17 protein-coding genes are annotated in these 15,847 nt (G+C 65.1%); 6 read left to right on the forward strand and 11 right to left on the reverse strand.

Annotated elements, in window-relative coordinates:
• Nucleotides 1-11 precede the first annotated feature (11 nt).
• Both RFA01S_RS16610 and sdhC read right to left on the reverse strand, forming a co-directional pair.
• The gene (locus RFA01S_RS16610; RefSeq protein WP_027496419.1) at nucleotides 12-464 is read right to left on the reverse strand and encodes a succinate dehydrogenase hydrophobic membrane anchor subunit; all 453 of its coding nucleotides are present in this window, start codon (nucleotides 462-464) and stop codon (nucleotides 12-14) included.
• On the reverse strand, nucleotides 464-805 hold the full coding sequence (gene sdhC, locus RFA01S_RS16615; protein WP_027496420.1) for a succinate dehydrogenase, cytochrome b556 subunit: 342 nt from the start codon (nucleotides 803-805) through the stop codon (nucleotides 464-466). The genes RFA01S_RS16610 and sdhC overlap by 1 nt, the downstream gene beginning before the upstream one ends.
• Nucleotides 806-1,139: 334 nt before the next feature.
• On the opposite strand from sdhC, the gene RFA01S_RS16620 reads away from it, so the two are divergent.
• Nucleotides 1,140-1,553, forward strand: coding sequence for a cytidine deaminase (locus RFA01S_RS16620; protein ID WP_027496421.1), 414 nt, complete (start codon nucleotides 1,140-1,142; stop codon nucleotides 1,551-1,553).
• Nucleotides 1,546-2,829 carry a thymidine phosphorylase gene (locus RFA01S_RS16625; RefSeq protein ID WP_032408072.1) on the forward strand — a complete coding sequence of 428 codons (1,284 nt, stop codon included), beginning with the start codon at nucleotides 1,546-1,548 and terminating at the stop codon, nucleotides 2,827-2,829. Before RFA01S_RS16620 ends, RFA01S_RS16625 begins: the two co-directional genes overlap by 8 nt.
• Nucleotides 2,830-2,838: 9 nt before the next feature.
• Here the strand turns inward: RFA01S_RS16625 and RFA01S_RS16630 are convergent, their stop codons facing one another.
• Together RFA01S_RS16630 and RFA01S_RS16635 are read right to left on the reverse strand one after the other, a co-directional pair.
• Complete coding sequence (locus tag RFA01S_RS16630; RefSeq protein WP_027496423.1) at nucleotides 2,839-4,206, reverse strand: aspartate aminotransferase family protein; 1,368 nt, start codon at nucleotides 4,204-4,206, stop codon at nucleotides 2,839-2,841.
• Nucleotides 4,203-4,667 (reverse strand): Lrp/AsnC family transcriptional regulator, encoded by a 465-nt coding sequence (locus RFA01S_RS16635; protein WP_032366674.1) that lies wholly within the window; start codon nucleotides 4,665-4,667, stop codon nucleotides 4,203-4,205. The genes RFA01S_RS16630 and RFA01S_RS16635 overlap by 4 nt, the downstream gene beginning before the upstream one ends.
• A 142-nt stretch (nucleotides 4,668-4,809) precedes the next feature.
• Here RFA01S_RS16635 and RFA01S_RS16640 point away from each other — a divergent pair, with 142 nt between their 5' ends.
• Nucleotides 4,810-6,312 carry a gamma-aminobutyraldehyde dehydrogenase gene (locus RFA01S_RS16640; RefSeq protein WP_032408073.1) on the forward strand — a complete coding sequence of 501 codons (1,503 nt, stop codon included), beginning with the start codon at nucleotides 4,810-4,812 and terminating at the stop codon, nucleotides 6,310-6,312.
• Nucleotides 6,309-7,730, forward strand: coding sequence for an NAD(P)/FAD-dependent oxidoreductase (locus tag RFA01S_RS16645; RefSeq protein ID WP_032408074.1), 1,422 nt, complete (start codon nucleotides 6,309-6,311; stop codon nucleotides 7,728-7,730). The genes RFA01S_RS16640 and RFA01S_RS16645 overlap by 4 nt, the downstream gene beginning before the upstream one ends.
• A 74-nt stretch (nucleotides 7,731-7,804) precedes the next feature.
• Here the strand turns inward: RFA01S_RS16645 and RFA01S_RS16650 are convergent, their stop codons facing one another.
• Both RFA01S_RS16650 and RFA01S_RS16655 read right to left on the reverse strand, forming a co-directional pair.
• Nucleotides 7,805-8,659 (reverse strand): universal stress protein, encoded by an 855-nt coding sequence (locus tag RFA01S_RS16650; protein WP_032408075.1) that lies wholly within the window; start codon nucleotides 8,657-8,659, stop codon nucleotides 7,805-7,807.
• Between the two features lie 19 nt (nucleotides 8,660-8,678).
• Nucleotides 8,679-10,181: an APC family permease gene (locus RFA01S_RS16655; RefSeq protein WP_032408076.1), complete on the reverse strand. Its 1,503-nt coding sequence runs from the start codon at nucleotides 10,179-10,181 to the stop codon at nucleotides 8,679-8,681.
• A gap of 244 nt (nucleotides 10,182-10,425) precedes the next feature.
• Between RFA01S_RS16655 and RFA01S_RS16660 the strand changes: the two genes are divergently transcribed.
• The gene (locus tag RFA01S_RS16660) at nucleotides 10,426-11,550 is read left to right on the forward strand and encodes an adenosine deaminase (protein WP_045841980.1); all 1,125 of its coding nucleotides are present in this window, start codon (nucleotides 10,426-10,428) and stop codon (nucleotides 11,548-11,550) included.
• A gap of 30 nt (nucleotides 11,551-11,580) precedes the next feature.
• Here RFA01S_RS16660 and RFA01S_RS16665 read toward each other — a convergent pair whose 3' ends face one another.
• From RFA01S_RS16665 to RFA01S_RS16685, 5 genes are read right to left on the reverse strand one after another with little or no spacing between them, the layout of a single operon-like run.
• Entirely contained in the window at nucleotides 11,581-12,861 is a 1,281-nt protein-coding gene (locus tag RFA01S_RS16665; RefSeq protein ID WP_032408077.1) for a SatS C-terminal domain-containing protein, read from the reverse strand.
• 15 nt (nucleotides 12,862-12,876) lie between these two features.
• Nucleotides 12,877-13,191 (reverse strand): YbaB/EbfC family nucleoid-associated protein, encoded by a 315-nt coding sequence (locus tag RFA01S_RS16670; protein ID WP_052053775.1) that lies wholly within the window; start codon nucleotides 13,189-13,191, stop codon nucleotides 12,877-12,879.
• Entirely contained in the window at nucleotides 13,188-13,526 is a 339-nt protein-coding gene (locus RFA01S_RS16675; RefSeq protein WP_032408078.1) for a hypothetical protein, read from the reverse strand. Before RFA01S_RS16675 ends, RFA01S_RS16670 begins: the two co-directional genes overlap by 4 nt.
• A 42-nt stretch (nucleotides 13,527-13,568) precedes the next feature.
• The gene (locus RFA01S_RS16680) at nucleotides 13,569-14,690 is read right to left on the reverse strand and encodes a C40 family peptidase (protein ID WP_032408079.1); all 1,122 of its coding nucleotides are present in this window, start codon (nucleotides 14,688-14,690) and stop codon (nucleotides 13,569-13,571) included.
• A gap of 6 nt (nucleotides 14,691-14,696) precedes the next feature.
• A complete protein-coding gene (locus tag RFA01S_RS16685; protein WP_032370666.1) occupies nucleotides 14,697-15,029 on the reverse strand; it encodes a type VII secretion target in 333 nt (110 codons plus the stop codon).
• A 176-nt stretch (nucleotides 15,030-15,205) separates the two neighbouring features.
• On the opposite strand from RFA01S_RS16685, the gene upp reads away from it, so the two are divergent.
• Nucleotides 15,206-15,829 (forward strand): uracil phosphoribosyltransferase, encoded by a 624-nt coding sequence (gene upp, locus RFA01S_RS16690; protein WP_027496434.1) that lies wholly within the window; start codon nucleotides 15,206-15,208, stop codon nucleotides 15,827-15,829.
• Nucleotides 15,830-15,847 lie beyond the last annotated feature (18 nt).

Below are 15,847 nucleotides of genomic sequence, written 5' to 3' on the forward strand. Positions count from 1 at the left end.
CGTCAGTGTCCTTAGCTCGCCGAGATGTTGGGATCGAAGGTGAAGATGACGTAGGTGCCGACGCCCATGATGAGGATCATCGACAGCACCAGCAAGGTCGTCAGCCAGAATCGCGTCGAGTCCTTGCGGGAGTAGTCGGCGATGATGGTGCGCAGACCGTTGCCGCCGTGCAGCTGTGCCAGCCACAGCATCGTCAGATCCCAGAACTGCCAGAACGGGCTGGCCCAACGGCCGGCGACGAAGGCGAAGTTGATGCGGTGCACGCCGTCGTCGAGCATCAGCATGATGAACATGTGGCCCAGGACCAGCACGACGAGTGCCAGGCCGGAGAACCGCATGAACAGCCACGCGTAGAGCTCGAAGTTGCCCTTGCTCTGACGCCGCGGCGAACGCGGGTTGGCCAGGCTGGCCGGACGGTCGTAGTTCGTGCCGAGGACCTTCGCCTCGGGACCCTGCGTCGACATCAGTGACCACCCGCCGTGAACATGTTGTAGAAGATTCGTCCCGCGCCCGGGATCATGACGACGAGCCAGACGACTGCGATGACCCAGAGCATCAGCTTCTGGTACTGCGGTCCCTTGGCCCAGAAGTCGATCAGCATGACTCGGATGCCGTTCAACGCGTGGTACAGCACTGCCGCGACGAGGCCGAGTTCCATGAGTCCGACGAGCGGGGTCTTGTAGGTTTCGATGATGGCGTCGTACGTCTCGGGATTGACCCGAACCATCGCCGTGTCGAGAACGTGGACGAACAAGAAGAAGAACGTCAACACGCCTGTGATGCGGTGCAGAACCCAGGACCACATTCCCGGGTCCCCGCGGTACAGAGACCGCTTGCGCTCCTTGACCGGAGCGGCTTCCGTCGTGCTACTCATCGAGTGCAATGCCTCCAACGTCGTTGGTGGACGCGTCGAGCCCGGTGGCCGGGCTTAACCTGGCTCGATTTGTCGCGATTCGGCCCTAGTGCTGGTTGTACTAGCCGCTTGATAGAAACTGTAAACCCATTCGAAACACGGAACTAATTCGACTCGAGGTTCGTATGGTGCCGAAATCCCGTGTTAGGTTTGCCTTCCCAATTCAATCGGGCGGTTTCGGGTAGATTTCTGCATCAATTCAGACAGCGTGATTGGATGGGTGACCATGAACGAAATCGACTGGAATGCGTTGCGCGACAATGCCCATGGGGCCATGAGGCACGCTTACGCCCCGTACTCCAATTTTCCGGTGGGCGCGGCAGCTCTGGTGGACGACAATCGCATTGTCACCGGGTGCAATGTGGAAAATGTCTCATACGGTTTGGGCCTGTGCGCCGAGTGCGGGTTGGTGTCGAACCTGCACTCGACCGGCGGGGGCAGGCTCGTTGCCTTTTCCTGTTGCGATTCCCGACGCGAGATCCTCATGCCGTGCGGGCGGTGCAGGCAGTTGCTGTACGAGTTCGGCGGCGCGGATCTGCTCGTCGATACCGCCACCGGGCCGCGTCGACTGGCAGAGTTGCTCCCGGACGCATTCGGCCCCGACAACCTCGACGAAGGACGCGTGAACAACCATGCCTGACGCCGTATCGATCATCAGCGCCAAACGCGACGGACGCGTTCTCGACGACGAGCAGATCGAGTGGGTGATCGCCGAGTTCACCCGCGGAAGCGTCGCGCCGGAACAGATGTCGGCGTTGGCGATGGCAATTCTGCTGCGCGGATTGTCGCGCCGGGAGTTGAGCACATGGACGAACGCCATGATCGCGTCGGGCACGCGAATGGACTTCTCCGCGTTGCCGCTCCCTACCGTGGACAAGCACTCGACCGGTGGCGTCGGAGACAAGATCACGCTGCCGCTCGCACCCTTGGTCGCTGCGTGCGGAGCGGCGGTGCCGCAACTGTCGGGCCGCGGGCTGGGGCATACCGGGGGCACCTTGGACAAGCTCGAGTCCATCCCCGGATGGCGAGCTGATCTCAGCGGCGACGAGATGCACCGGATTCTTGCCGACCCCGCCGTGGGCGCGGTGGTCTGCGCGGCAGGCGCAGACCTGGCTCCGGCCGACAAGAAGCTCTACGCCCTGCGCGACGTCACCGGAACCGTCGAGTCGATTCCGTTGATCGCCAGTTCGATCATGAGCAAGAAGATCGCCGAGGGCACGGGCGCGTTGGTGCTCGACGTGAAGGTCGGGGCGGGCGCGTTCATGAAGAACGTCGACGATGCACGCGAACTGGCAACGGCGATGGTCGAACTCGGAACGGATGCGGGCGTACGGACCCTGGCGGTGCTGACGGCGATGGACACACCGCTCGGCCTCACCGCGGGCAACGCGCTCGAAGTGCAGGAGTCGGTGGAGGTTCTGGCCGGCGGCGGGCCGGCGGACATCGTGGAACTCACGATCACCCTGGCACGCACCATGCTCGCCGCGGCCGGGATCGAGGGCATCGATCCGGCAGACAAGCTTGCCGACGGGTCCGCCATGGACCGGTGGCGCACGATGATCGCGGCGCAGGGCGGCGACCCCGACGCCGCGCTGCCGGTCGCCCGTGAGAGCCAGGAATTCACTGCGACGCAGGACGGCGTCGTTACCGGCTTGGATGCGATGGGCGTCGGCCTCGCGGCGTGGCGGCTCGGCGCGGGCCGGGAGCGGCAGGGCGAGCCGGTACAGAGCGCAGCCGGCGTGCGTCTGCACGCCAAGCCGGGCGATCGGGTGCGGGCCGGGGATCGGCTCGCAACCCTGTACACCGACACCCCGGAGAAGTTCGACTACGCGCAGCAGGCCCTCGAGGGCAGTTGGGAGATCGGCACCACCGCCGCGCAGCCGACCCCCCTCGTCATCGACCGTATCGGGCAGTAGCACCGGCGATCAGATCAGGTTGCCCGCCTCGGTCAGCACGCTGCGCAGAATCTGTTCCATCTCGTCGAACTCCTTCTGCCCGCAGATCAGTGGCGGAGCCAGCTGTACCACCGGGTCGCCGCGATCGTCGGCCCGGCAGTACAGCCCGGCGTCGAACAAGGCGGTGGACAGGAACCCGCGGAGGATGCGTTCTGCTTCGGCGTCGCTGAACGTTTCCTTCGTGGCCTTGTCCTTCACCAACTCGATGCCGTAGAAGTACCCCTCGCCCCGCACATCGCCGACGATGGGCAGATCGTGCAGTTTTTCGAGCGTCGCGCGGAACGCGGGTGCGTTGTCCGCAACGTGGGCGTTGAGCCCCTCGCGTTCGAAGATGTCGAGATTGGCCATCGCGACGGCTGCGGAGACGGGGTGCCCGCCGAAGGTGTAGCCGTGGGCGAAGCTCGACGTGCCGTCGTCGAACGGCTCGAAGAGCTTGTCGGAGGCGATCATCGCGCCGATGGGGGAGTAGCCCGAGGTCATTCCCTTGGCGCAGGTGATGATGTCGGGCACGTAGCCGAAGTCGTTGCAGGCGAACATCGATCCGATGCGCCCGAACGCGCAGATGACCTCGTCCGAGACCAACAGGACGTCGTAGCGATCGCAGATCTCGCGGACCCGCTCGAAGTATCCGGGTGGAGGAGGGAAGCAGCCACCCGCATTCTGGACCGGTTCGAGGAACACGGCTGCCACCGAGTCGGGGCCCTCGAATTCGATGGCCTCGGCGATGCGGTCGGCCGCCCAGATTCCGAACGCCTTGGGATCGGTGTCCATGGGGGCCGCAGCCCGATAGATATTGGTGTTCGGCACCCGAAATGCGCCCGGGGTCAACGGTTCGAACGGTTCCTTGAGTGCCGGGATACCGGTGATGGCCAGAGCGCCCTGCGGGGTGCCGTGGTACGCGATGGCACGCGAGATCACCTTGTGCTTACCTGGTTTGCCGACCTTCTTGAAATACTGCTTGGCCAGCTTCCACGCGCTCTCGACTGCTTCGCCACCGCCGGTGGTGAAGAAAACTCGATTGAGGTCCCCAGGGGCGTATCCGGCGAGCCGTTCGGCGAGTTCGATGGCAGGCTCGGTGGCATACGACCACAGTGGGAAGAACGCCAATTCCTTGGCCTGCTTGGCCGCGGCCTCGGCCAGTTCTTCGCGGCCGTGCCCCACCTGAACCACGAACAGGCCCGACAGACCGTCGATGTAGCTCTTGCCGTTCGAGTCCCAGATGGTCGAACCCTCGCCGCGGGTGATGATCGGGGGAGTGACCCCGCCGCCGTGACGGGTGAAGTGGCCCCACAGATGCTTTGCCGCGGAGGCGTCGAGCTCGGATGTGGTTCGCGTCATCGTGTTCCCCAATTGTATTGCTGCTTGACGAGTTTCAGATAGACCAGGGTTTCGGTACTGGTGACCGAGTCGAGGCTGCGGATCTGCTTGTTGAGAATCCGTAGTAGTTGTTCGTCGTCCTCGCACACCACTTCGACAACGATGTCGAAGGAGCCTGCCGTGAGGACCACGTAGTCGATCGCGTCGATCGCCGAGAGTTGCTCGGCCAGTGCATGACTGTCTCCGGTGCACTTGATGCCGATCATGGCCTGCCGCTTGAATCCGACCTGTACCGGATCGGTGACGGCGACGATCTGCATGACACCGGAGTCCGTCAAGCGTTGAACACGTTGCCGCACGGCAGCTTCCGACAACCCGACGGCTTTGCCGATCGCGGCGTAGGAGCGTCGCCCGTCCTCCTGAAGTTGTTCGATGATCGCCTTGGAGACGTCGTCGAGTGCGATGGGTGACTGATCCGGCATCGGTCGATCTTGTCACCGACACCGCCGCCGACACAAGCGATAGGCGATGAAATTCGCAATAAATATCTGTTTCGACGACAGAATCGGTTGTTGCGGGATCGGAATTCGGGCGAATCCGTGGATCGGTCGGTATCGTGCAGTCATGGCGAACATTCCTGGTTGTTGGATCGACGGACGCGCAGTGGACGGCAGCGGCGACCGCTGCGGCGTCGAGAACCCGGCGACCGGAACCGTGGTGTCCGAGTTCGGTCTCGCCACGGCAGCGGACGTCGAAGCGGCTCTCGTTCGAGCGCGCTCGGCGCTACCGGAGTGGGCCACCGCAACTCCGGCCCAGCGCGGCGCGGTGCTTGCCGACTTGGCGCGATCGGTGGCGGCCGACGCCGAATTCGCAACCGAAGAGGTGGCCCAGACCGGCAAAAGCGTGCGTCTGGCAACGGAGTTCGACGTTCCGGGCAGCGTCGACAACATCGAGTTCTTCGCCGGAGCTGCCCGACATCTGGACGGCAAGGCGGCGGCCGAGTACTCGCGCGAACACACCTCGGCCATCCGACGCGACCCGGTCGGCGTGGTCGGATCGATCACGCCGTGGAACTATCCGCTGCAGATGGCCGTCTGGAAGGCGATCCCGGCGTTGGCGGCCGGGTGTTCCATCGTGCTCAAGCCCAGTGAACTCACGCCTCTGACCACGCTGCGTCTGGCGCGTCTCGCCTCGGAGGCCGGCCTGCCCGACGGGGTGTTCAACGTGGTCACCGGAACCGGAGCGGAGGCCGGAGTCGCGTTGTCCTCGCATGCGGGCCTGGACCTGATGACTTTCACCGGTTCCACTCCCGTCGGGAGGCAGGTGATGTCGCAGGCAGCCGTGCACGGCACCCGGGTGCAGCTCGAACTCGGCGGCAAGGCACCCTTCGTGGTGTTCGACGATGCCGACCTCGAGGCTGCGATTCACGGTGCCGTCGCCGGTTCGTTGATCAACGGCGGACAGGACTGTACGGCAGCCACCCGCGCCATCGTCGCGGACTCGCTGTACGACGATTTCGTCGCCGGAGTTGCCGAGGTGATGGAACGCGTCGTCATGGGAGATCCGACGGATCCGGCGACCGACATGGGATCGCTGATCTCGATCGCGCATCGGGATCGGGTTGCGGCCATGGTGGATCGGGCTCGCGATACCGGAGCGAGGATCGTCACCGGAGGCCGTGTCGCGGACGGTAGGGGTGCTTTCTACCCTCCGACGTTGATCGCCGATGTGGGTGAGCAGGACGAGATCTACCGCGACGAGGTGTTCGGACCGGTGCTCACGGTGTCGCGGCACTACGGCGACGACGATGCGATTCGGCGGGCCAACGACACCGCGTTCGGACTGGCGGCCTCGGCGTGGACCCGCGACGTGTACCGCGCGGGCCGAGCGTCGCGGGAGATCGCCGCCGGTTGTGTGTGGATCAACGACCACATCCCGATCATCAGCGAGATGCCGCACGGCGGATTCGGAGCCTCGGGGTTCGGCAAGGACATGTCGAGCTACTCGCTCGACGAGTACCTCACCGTCAAACACGTGATGACCGACATCACCGGTGTGGCCCGAAAGTCCTGGCATCGCACCGTTTTCGCTAGCGCAGGACCCGAGGATCAGGAGCTACGACGATGAGCGCATCCTGGGCTACCGAACCCACCGATCGCGGCGTGGCGATGGTTCTCGGAGCAGCGCCGCAGCCCTTCTGGCTCGACCGACCGGAACGACCGACGCCCAGGCCGCGGCACTCCGGTTCGACGTCTGCGGATCTGGTGATCGTCGGCGGCGGGTTCACCGGATTGTGGGCGGCTCTGCAGGCGGCAGAGGAGAACCCCGACAGATCGATCGTGTTGCTCGAAGGCGACCGCATTGCCGAGGGCGCCACCGGACGCAACGGCGGCTTCTGCGCGGCCAGCCTGACGCACGGACTGGGCAACGGACTCGACCGGTATGCCGACGAACTACCCGAGTTGCTGCGGATGGGAACCGAGACGCTCGACGCGATCTGCGCGACTGCGAAGAAGTACGGAATCGACGCCGACATCGAACGCACCGGCGAGCTCGACATCGCCAATTTCGACTGGCAGGTCGACGACCTCCGTGAGCTCGGCGACGAGGGGAGACGACTGTCGCAACCGATGGAATACCTCGACGCCGCTGCAGTGAGAGCCAAAATCACCTCACCGATGGCGCGCGGTGCCCTGTTCGACCCCGACGTCGCGATGATCGATCCTGCCAAATTGGCCTGGGGCCTGGCCGACGCGGCGGAGTCGCTCGGCGTACGCATCCACGAGAACACTCCGGCCTTGTCGATCGACAAGTCCGGCAACGGTATTCGGGTGAAGACGGGCTACGGCACCATCGAGGCAGCCAAGGTTCTGCTGGCCACCTCGGCATCGAAATCGTTGCGCCGCAAGCTCCGTCACTGGATAGTCCCGGTGTGGGACTACGTGATCATGACCGAACCGCTGACGTCTGCGCAGCTCGCCGCAATCGGCTGGTCCGGCCGCGAAGGATTGGCCGACTCCGGCAATCGATTCCACTATTTCCGGTTGACGGCGGACGATCGCATCCTGTTCGGTGGGTGGGACGCGCACTACTTCTACGGTAGCGACACCGACCCACGCCGAACCCAACATCCAGACGAGTTCGCGTTGCTCGCCGAACATCTGCTGCAGATGTTCCCAGCCCTCGAGGGAATCCGTGCCACCCACGCGTGGGGCGGATCGATCGACACGTGCTCGCGGTTCAGTGCCTTCTGGGATCTCGGCATGAACGGACGGGTGGCCTCGGTGGCCGGGTTCACCGGCCTCGGCGTCGGCGCGTCGCACTTCGGGGCCCGAACGGCACTGGATCTGCTCGACGGGCGCGACACCGAACGAACGCGCCTGAAGATGGTGCGTACCAAGCCGTTGCCGTTTCCACCCGAGCCCCTCAAGTCGATCGGGATCAACATCACTCGTGCGCAATTCGCTCGTGCAGACCGCAACGAGGGACGGCGGGGATTGTGGCTGAAGGGAATGGACGCGTTGGGTCTGGGCTTCGACAGCTGACCGAGCGGCTGCGCCGCACGTGCGTGGAAACTCGGGCTCTGCTACGCATTTCCACTCACATGCGGCGAAGCCGCTCACTCGTGCGGAACGACGACCACCGGCACCGGGGCAGCACGCAGAATCTTGGCGGCACTCGAGCCCAGGAACACCCGCTTGGGGGTCGCCAGCCGACTCGAGCCGAGCAACAACACATCACCCGGTTTCCAGTCGAGGTTGCCCACGGCCTCGTCCAGTGTCGACCCGTCGGCCACCACGGATTCGAGGCCCTCGATGCCGGGGAGAGTGCGGGCCGCGAGTTCCAGATTCTCCTGTGCGGCAGCGACTTGCCGTCGACGCGTGTCCAGTGAAGTCTCGTCGCTCGGGGTTCCGGTCGATTCCAGAGAGACCAGCGAGACCAATCGAAGAGGCACGTGCGCAGCGCTGGCGAGAGTGAAAGCGAACGGCAACGGGTTCGGGGCGGATGACCGGGTTGGGACGGCGACGGTGAGATCGGTGATCGGTGCGCTGGAGAGCCGGTAACCCCGAGGGGCAAGTGCCAACGGAACTTCCGAGGCGTGCAGAAGCTGACCGGCGACCGAGCCGATCGAATGTCGGTTCAGCAGGCCGTCACTGGCACCGCCGACAACGATCATGTCGGCATCGGAGTTCACGGCGAAGTCGATCAGGGCGCGGGCGAACGACTCGTGGCTGAGCACGTGCGTGGTCACCTCGATACCCGACGGGACCTGGGCGGCCGCGTCGTCCACCCAGCCCTTTGCCTTGGCCTCGAGGATCTTTCGATACGGTCCACTGCCTTCCATGACAGGTTCGTCGACGGCCATGACCAGCACGATGTCGATGGACGCGTCGAGGGCGCGGGCGAGGGCGGTGGCCAGGGCTACGCCGTCGTCGCCGCTGGGGGTGGCGAGGTAGCCGACGGTGATCTTCATGAGTTTCGGTCCTTCTCTTCTAGTAAGTGTCCGGAACCTTGACTTCGGTGGACGCGGTGAGTGTTTTGCCCTGGAAGAAATCCTTGTTACCCACGAAGCACAGCAGCATCAGGGGGATTCCGAGTACCAGCATGCCGACACCGAGGACGAACACACCGCCGATCGGACCGTAGACGGTGTAACCGTAGTCGGGCTTGATCATGTCGACTGCGCTCTGCACGAACGCCCACGTCATGGACAGCCCGCCGAGAAGTGGAAAGATGCCGCGCATGAACAGGTTTCGGGCGGACGAGAACAGTGTCCGACGGAAGTACCATGTGCATGCGTATGCCGTGATGCCGTAGTAGAACGCGACCGCGAGTCCGAGCGATGCCACCGAATCCTGCAGCGCGTTGGCGCTGACGAAGGTGAGCACCAGGTAGAACATCAGGGCTGCGGCACCCATCACGAGCGTGCCGAAGCCGGGCGTCATGTACCTGGGGTGCACGCTGGCGAACCGCTTGGGGATTGCCTCGTACACAGCCATCGACAGTGTTCCCCGGGCCGTGGGCAGGATGGTCGTTTGTGTAGAGGACAGCGCCGAGATGGACACCGTCAACAGCAGCAGCGACGCGACGATCGAGCCGGCGACCGGATCGCCGAGAATGGTGAGCACATCGTCGACGTTGTCCGGATTGTTCAGACCGATACCCGTGTCTCCGAACCCCGCGAACGACTGCACGGCGTATCCGACGAGCACGTAGGTCGCGACGAGAATCAGCGTGGTGATCACTGCGGCTCGTCCCGGCGTCTTCTCCGAGTCCTTCGTTTCCTCGCCGACGGCAAGGCAGGCATCCCATCCCCAGTAGATGAAGATGCACAGGATGATGGCCTGGGCCGCGTCGGACATCGTCACCCCGGTGGGCACCAACCAGCTCCATTGCGGCGTGATGGCCTGCGGACCGGCCGTACCCGTCCCCACCTTGACCAGTGCCGTCGCCGACACTCCGATGAGTACGCCGAACTGGACGACCAGCAACACGTTCTGCATGCGTTCGCTGATGAGGATGCCGCGAAAACTGACGTAGGTCATCGCGACGATGAAGAACGAACCGAGGGCGACCTTGGCCGCGGTGGACTCCGCCAAGTCCGACAGGCCGAGGAACTCGAACAGGTAGATGGCTGCGATCTCGGCGACATTGGCCAGCACGATGATCGCCGAGACGGCCAGCCCCCACCCGGCCATCCAACCGACCCAGGGCCCGAAGGCCTTGGTGCCCCAGGTGAACGACGTACCGCAGTCCGGTGTGTCGCGCCCGAGCTCGCGGTAGGCGAAGGCGGTGAGCAGCATCGGAACGAAGGCGATGAGAAACATCGACGGTGCTTTGTCGCCGACGGACAGAACGACGTAGCCGAGGGTGGCGGCGAGACTGTAGGCCGGGGCCACCGCCGACAGTCCGATGACGATGTTGCCGACCAACCCGAGCGCGCCGGTGTTGAGTCCCTTGCCCGGAATGGTGTTGGGCGGTTCCGCAATCGACATAGGTCTCTCCGAGGTTCGAGTCGACCGAGGCGTCGGAAGGGGACCCGACAGAATCGGTCGCGTGTGATGGATGAACACTACGATTTCCGTCGCCGATTCGCTGTGTATCGACGGAATAGTTTTCATCGGAGTAACAATGCAACGAAATAGGTCGCGGAAGCGGCGGACGTCGGGGGAATCCGCGGACTCGCCGAGTGGCGATGACAGGCGCGCGTCCGCGCACGACGCGCGCTACCGTCGACACATGAGCACCGCGGAGAACACTCAGTCCTCGATCGGTGGCAGTGCGCCACTCGATCTCGCGTCCATCAGGTCGGCTCCGAAGGCGTTGCTCCACGACCACCTCGACGGCGGACTCCGACCGCAGACCGTGCTCGAACTGGCCGACGAATGCGGATACGACGGGTTACCCGCGACCGACGGTGCCGCTCTGGGGGAGTGGTTCCGCGACGCAGCGGACAGTGGATCGCTCGAGCGCTACCTCGAGACCTTCGCGCACACCGTGGCCGTCATGCAAACCCCCGAGGGGTTGTTCAGGGTGGCGCGCGAATGCGCCGAGGATCTGGCCGACGACGGCGTCGTGTACGCCGAGGTGCGCTTCGCGCCGGAACAGCACCTCGAACGCGGGCTGACCCTCGACGAGGTCGTCACCCACACCCTCGCCGGTTTCGAGGCGGGCATCTCCGCAGCCAAGGTGCGGGGCAAGAACATCACCATAGGCACCCTGCTGACGGCCATGCGGCACGCCGCACGTTCACGAGAGATCGCGGAACTGACGGTGCGTTTCCGTGACCGCGGGGTGGTGGGCTTCGACATCGCCGGGGCCGAGGCGGGCTTCCCTCCCAGCCGCCATCTCGACGCCTTCGAATATATGCGAGCCAGCAACGCGCACTTCACCATTCACGCAGGCGAAGCGTTCGGTCTGCCGTCGATCCAGGAGGCAGTGGCGTTCTGCGGGACCGACCGGCTCGGACACGGAGTGCGGATCACCGACGACATCACCACGAACTCCGACGGCACGCCGTCACTCGGTCTGTTGGCCGCGTACGTCCGCGACACCAGGATGCCTCTGGAGTTGTGCCCCAGTTCCAACGTGCAGACCGGTGCCGTCGAATCGTTGGCGACGCACCCCTTCGATCTGCTCGCACGACTGCGGTTTCGCGTCACCGTGAACACCGACAACCGATTGATGAGCGACACCTCGATGAGCCGAGAAATGGTCAAACTGGTGGATACGTTCGGCTACGGGTGGAGTGACCTCGAGCGATTCACCATCAATGCGATGAAGTCCGCATTCCTGCCGTTCGACGAGCGATTGGCGTTGATCGACGACGTCATCAAGCCTGGCTACGCGGTGCTGATCGGCTGACGAGCGAGCGCGCGGCCGGACGGGAACGCCCTACTTCTTGCGGAGACGGCTCTCGAACTCTCGCTCGAGGGCGCGCCAGGCCTCGGCCTCGACGTCGAACGGTGCGCTCGGGGCCAGCCGATCGGGACTGGGCTCGAGGGTGTACGAGACGTACCAGCCCAACGGTGTGGACGTGGCGAGGGCCTCGTCCACCGAGCTGTCGCCGGCGAAATCGGCTGCATCGGTGAACAATTCGACGGCAAGATCGAGCTGGTCGACGTCCACCGCGGTGGGCCCGTCGGCAAGGTCGTCGGCGAGTCCGGGCAAGACGTAGACGTTGTCGTCGGTGATCGTGATGTCCAGGGAGCCGTCGATCGCGGCGGTCTGAACATCGGAGTAGGTGCTGACCTGCGCCAGATCGTGATCGTGATCGTCGGCGAGATAGCGAGCCAGCGACCGCTCGGACCCGAACACGCTGATGGCTCCACCGCGGCCGAGGAAGACGGGCTTGTCGCCGAGGTAGCACCGCAGGGTGTACAGCGTGTCGTCGGACGTGATGATGCGAATGGGATCGATACCGACGGTGGTCCAGAACGTCTCCTCCGCCGCGGCAGCGGCGATGGGATCTCGGTCGACGTCGTCCTCGTCGCTCTCTGCGTCGTCGTCGGACTCGTCGTCCTCGGTGTCGTCGTCGATGTCGTCCGTTGCGTCGTCTGCATCGACGGCGTTCTCCGCAGCCGCGGTGATCTCCGCGTCGGCGACGGCAACGGCGGCGCTGTCGACGTCGGGGGAGGTCACGATGGAATCGACTGCGTCGAGGACTTCGTCCCATTGCTTCGCCACTGCTGCGCCGATGCGGTCCCACAGCTCGGCACCTTCACGGCCGAGAAAGTTCTCGACGCCACCGGCCACCGCTCCAACGAACGGATTTGTTCCGAAAAAGCTTGTGACAGGCCGTAGTTCGCAGACATCACCGATGGACGAGACAATGTCGAAGGTGGCCCGCAGTTCGGCGAGAACGTCGGCTTCGGGGTCTGCAGCCACCAACTCGGGCACTGCGACGAGGTCGAACCGATGCAGCTCGTCGGGCTCGAGTTCGTAGGCCGCGAGAGCGGACACCACCGGCCACGACGGGTGGTCGACGAGGTCGTTGTCGTCGTCGGATCGGACGAATGCGGCGAGCTCGGCAACCGTGGCGAATCCGTAGAGATCTTCCTCGTGTCCGAGGAATGCCTCCCATTCGTCGTCGCCTTCTCGCCACTCCGGTGCCCACAGTGTCGAGAAGTCACCGGCGGTCAGACCGAGTTCGATCGGGATGATGTCTCCAGCCATGGCGCGAAGCCTATCTCAGGAGTCTGTGAACGAAGCCTGCAGACTTTGCAGGATGGTCTCGCGCTGGTCCAACGCTGCGGACGCCGCCTCGGCGGCTGTGAGAACGATGGTCGACGCGAGTTCGCGGGCAGTCACCGATCCGAGATCCTCCGCGAGATCGAGGCCGACCATGGCCCCGGTACCGTCCGCGACGACGGTCACGAGCCCGTTGGGCGAGGCCACTCGAATCCTGATGTGGTCGACGCGCTCCTGTGTCTCGCGCAATCCGTCGAGCCGGTGTCGGGCTTTGTCGATCACGGTGTCGAGATCGGTGGGGTGAGAGTGGGTCATACCGGTCGCAACCAACTCGTGGGTGCCGGATCCTGGGCCAGATCGTCGTTCGCGTCGGCGGCCACTCGGGCGTCGGTCGGCAGACCCAGGCGATCGAGGATGTCGGCGGGAACCCCGTCCTCGGCCAACCGGATTCGGCGCTGTGCCCGAGCGGCTGTGGTCGCCCGCGTGCATCGATGCAGGATCGTCGACGCCAATGCTGTTCCCCCGTAACGTAGTTCACGTTCGTCGATAGCGATTGCGATCGGCACTCCATGCTCGGTGGCGCGAACGGATACCGAGCCGGATCGAGTTGCCGATACCGCGCTGACGACGGTGGTGTTCGCGTCCGTCATCGACTTCCTCTCATTCGGTCTGCCTCTCGTTCGGTCCGACCGTTACTGGGTCGGGCGGTAGAAGCCCTTGAATGCCATGTCGCTGTTGGTCGTTCTGATCGGTCCTACCTGTACCGGGTCTCCCGCCTCGACGAGCTGGCCGTTGCCGATGACCATCGCTACGTGGCCGTCCCACACCGCGAGATCGCCGGGCTGTACGTCACCGGCCGCGACCGACGAGCCGATGTCCTGTTCCTGCGCCAGCCGGGGGATGTCGACGCCCTGCTGTGCGTACGCCCATTGGGTCAACCCACTGCAGTCCAGTCCGGTGCCCGGCGTCGTACCGCCCCAGGCGTAGGGGACGCCCTGCTGCGTCAACGCGCTGCGAACGGCACCTGCGGCTTCGGCGTTGGGGGCAGTGACGGTGCTCCCGTCGGGCAATCGCACCTCTACTCCTCGGCCGGCGTCCCCGGCGCGGGGTGAATCCATCGCCGAATTGCCCAAGAAGTGCTGTGCTCCACCGGCTCCGGGGGAGTCCGGCGTGCCGCCGGTCGGTGAGAGCGACTGCGCGAACGTCTTCGCCAGCTTCTCCCCGGTCTCTATGACCTGCGCCGTTGCGGGTGAGGTCATCAGATTGGAGGGCGAGCCCGGCACTGCTGCCGGGCCGGAGTCGATGGGTGCGGGGACCGCGGGTGGGGAGGCCAGCTCGCCGGCTGTCGCAGCGTGCACGGCCAGTTCGGCGCGCACACGCGCGACCACCGCCAGGGCACGCTCGAGGTGCTCGATCGCGGCCGAGATCAGCATCGTCTGCCCGATCGGGGTGGCGATGATCGGTCCTGCGGAGAGGGCGATGCCCACGAACGACTGCACTATTGCCTGTAGTTCGACGAAACCCTGCTCGGTATCCCGACATGCCCGATCGACGACGGCCGCGATGTCGTCCGCGTGGTCGGCAAGGGCTATACCGCTGGCATGAGCGTTCTCGGCGTACCGAAGTGCTGCGTCCGCAGCGTCGCCGTTCCAGTTCGAAGCAAGTTCGGTGATCGCGATGCGGCCGATTCCCTGTGCGGCCTCGATCGCAGCCGACGACAGTCGCAACACGTCGGCCGGGCCTCCGGAGGGAACGGTACCGCCGCCGAAGGCACCGAGCAGCTCGACGATGGGGCGAGAGAGTAGATCGATCATCGCCGCTTACCGAGCGTCCGACGCGCGACCGGCAGAGTGGGCCGTGACGGCCGCCCCGGTTGCGTCGTCGGTGCGGGCGTACGACACCGCAGCGTCGGTGGCCGCAGAACCGAGGCTCGCCACAGCTCCCGCCAGGCGAACGACCGCATCGGTATGCGCCAGATGGGTTCCGGTCACCGTGGCCAGAAATTCCTGCCCGATCAGGCCGAACACCGGTGCCAACACGGCGGGCCCGCAGGCAGCGGCGGCAGCACCGGCCGCCGCGATCTGCTCGGCCATGGTCGACGCCGCTGCGCCGTAGGCGAGCACCCCCTCGGTCTCGACGACGAGTTCGTCCATGAGTCCCCCTGAAATCGCGTGCGTTCGCGCAGTCGCCGAATGCGACGCCCAACTGGTTCGACGCGAGTGCGGGCACATCGGTTCCCACGACTTGCCGTTCGCCGTGCGTCTCGGCGATCTCCTCCGGTGGGGCTCATCGTGTGGGCCTCATGGTGCTGGGCCTTATCCTGTGAGACATGGATACACACGTGGTCGACCACCCACTGGCCGCCGCCCTGCTCACCACCATGCGGGACGAGCGGAGCGACAACGCCACGTTCCGCACTGCGCTCCGCCAGCTCACCCACATGCTGGTGTACGAGGCCACCAGGGACGCCGACATCGACACGTTCGAGGTGCGTACTCCCGTCGCGGTCACACAGGGCACCCGGTTGGCTCGTCCGCCGCTGCTCGTGCCCGTCCTGCGTGCCGGTCTCGGCATGGTGGAGAAGGCGAGCGGTCTGATTCCACAGTCTCGCGTCGGGTTCGTCGGGATGGCCAGGGACGAGCAGACGCATCAGCCGGTGCCCTACATGGAGTCCCTGCCCGACGACCTGTCCCAGACTCCGGTCTATGTGCTCGACCCCATGCTGGCGACCGGTGGATCGATGGTGCACACGATCGAGCTGCTCGTCGGACGCGGCGCAACCGATGTCACTGCCATCTGCGTCGTGGCCGCCCCCGAAGGTGTCGCAGCGCTCGAAGCATCGGGACTCCCGGTGCGACTCGTTGCCGCGAGCATCGACGACGGACTCAACGACAATGCCTTCATCGTCCCGGGCCTCGGCGACGCGGGCGACCGTCAGTTCGGACCCCGCTGATTCGCTCCGGTGCAACCC

Source organism: Rhodococcoides fascians NBRC 12155 = LMG 3623 (assembly GCF_001894785.1).
GTDB classification, from domain to species: Bacteria; Actinomycetota; Actinomycetes; order Mycobacteriales; family Mycobacteriaceae; genus Rhodococcoides; species Rhodococcoides fascians.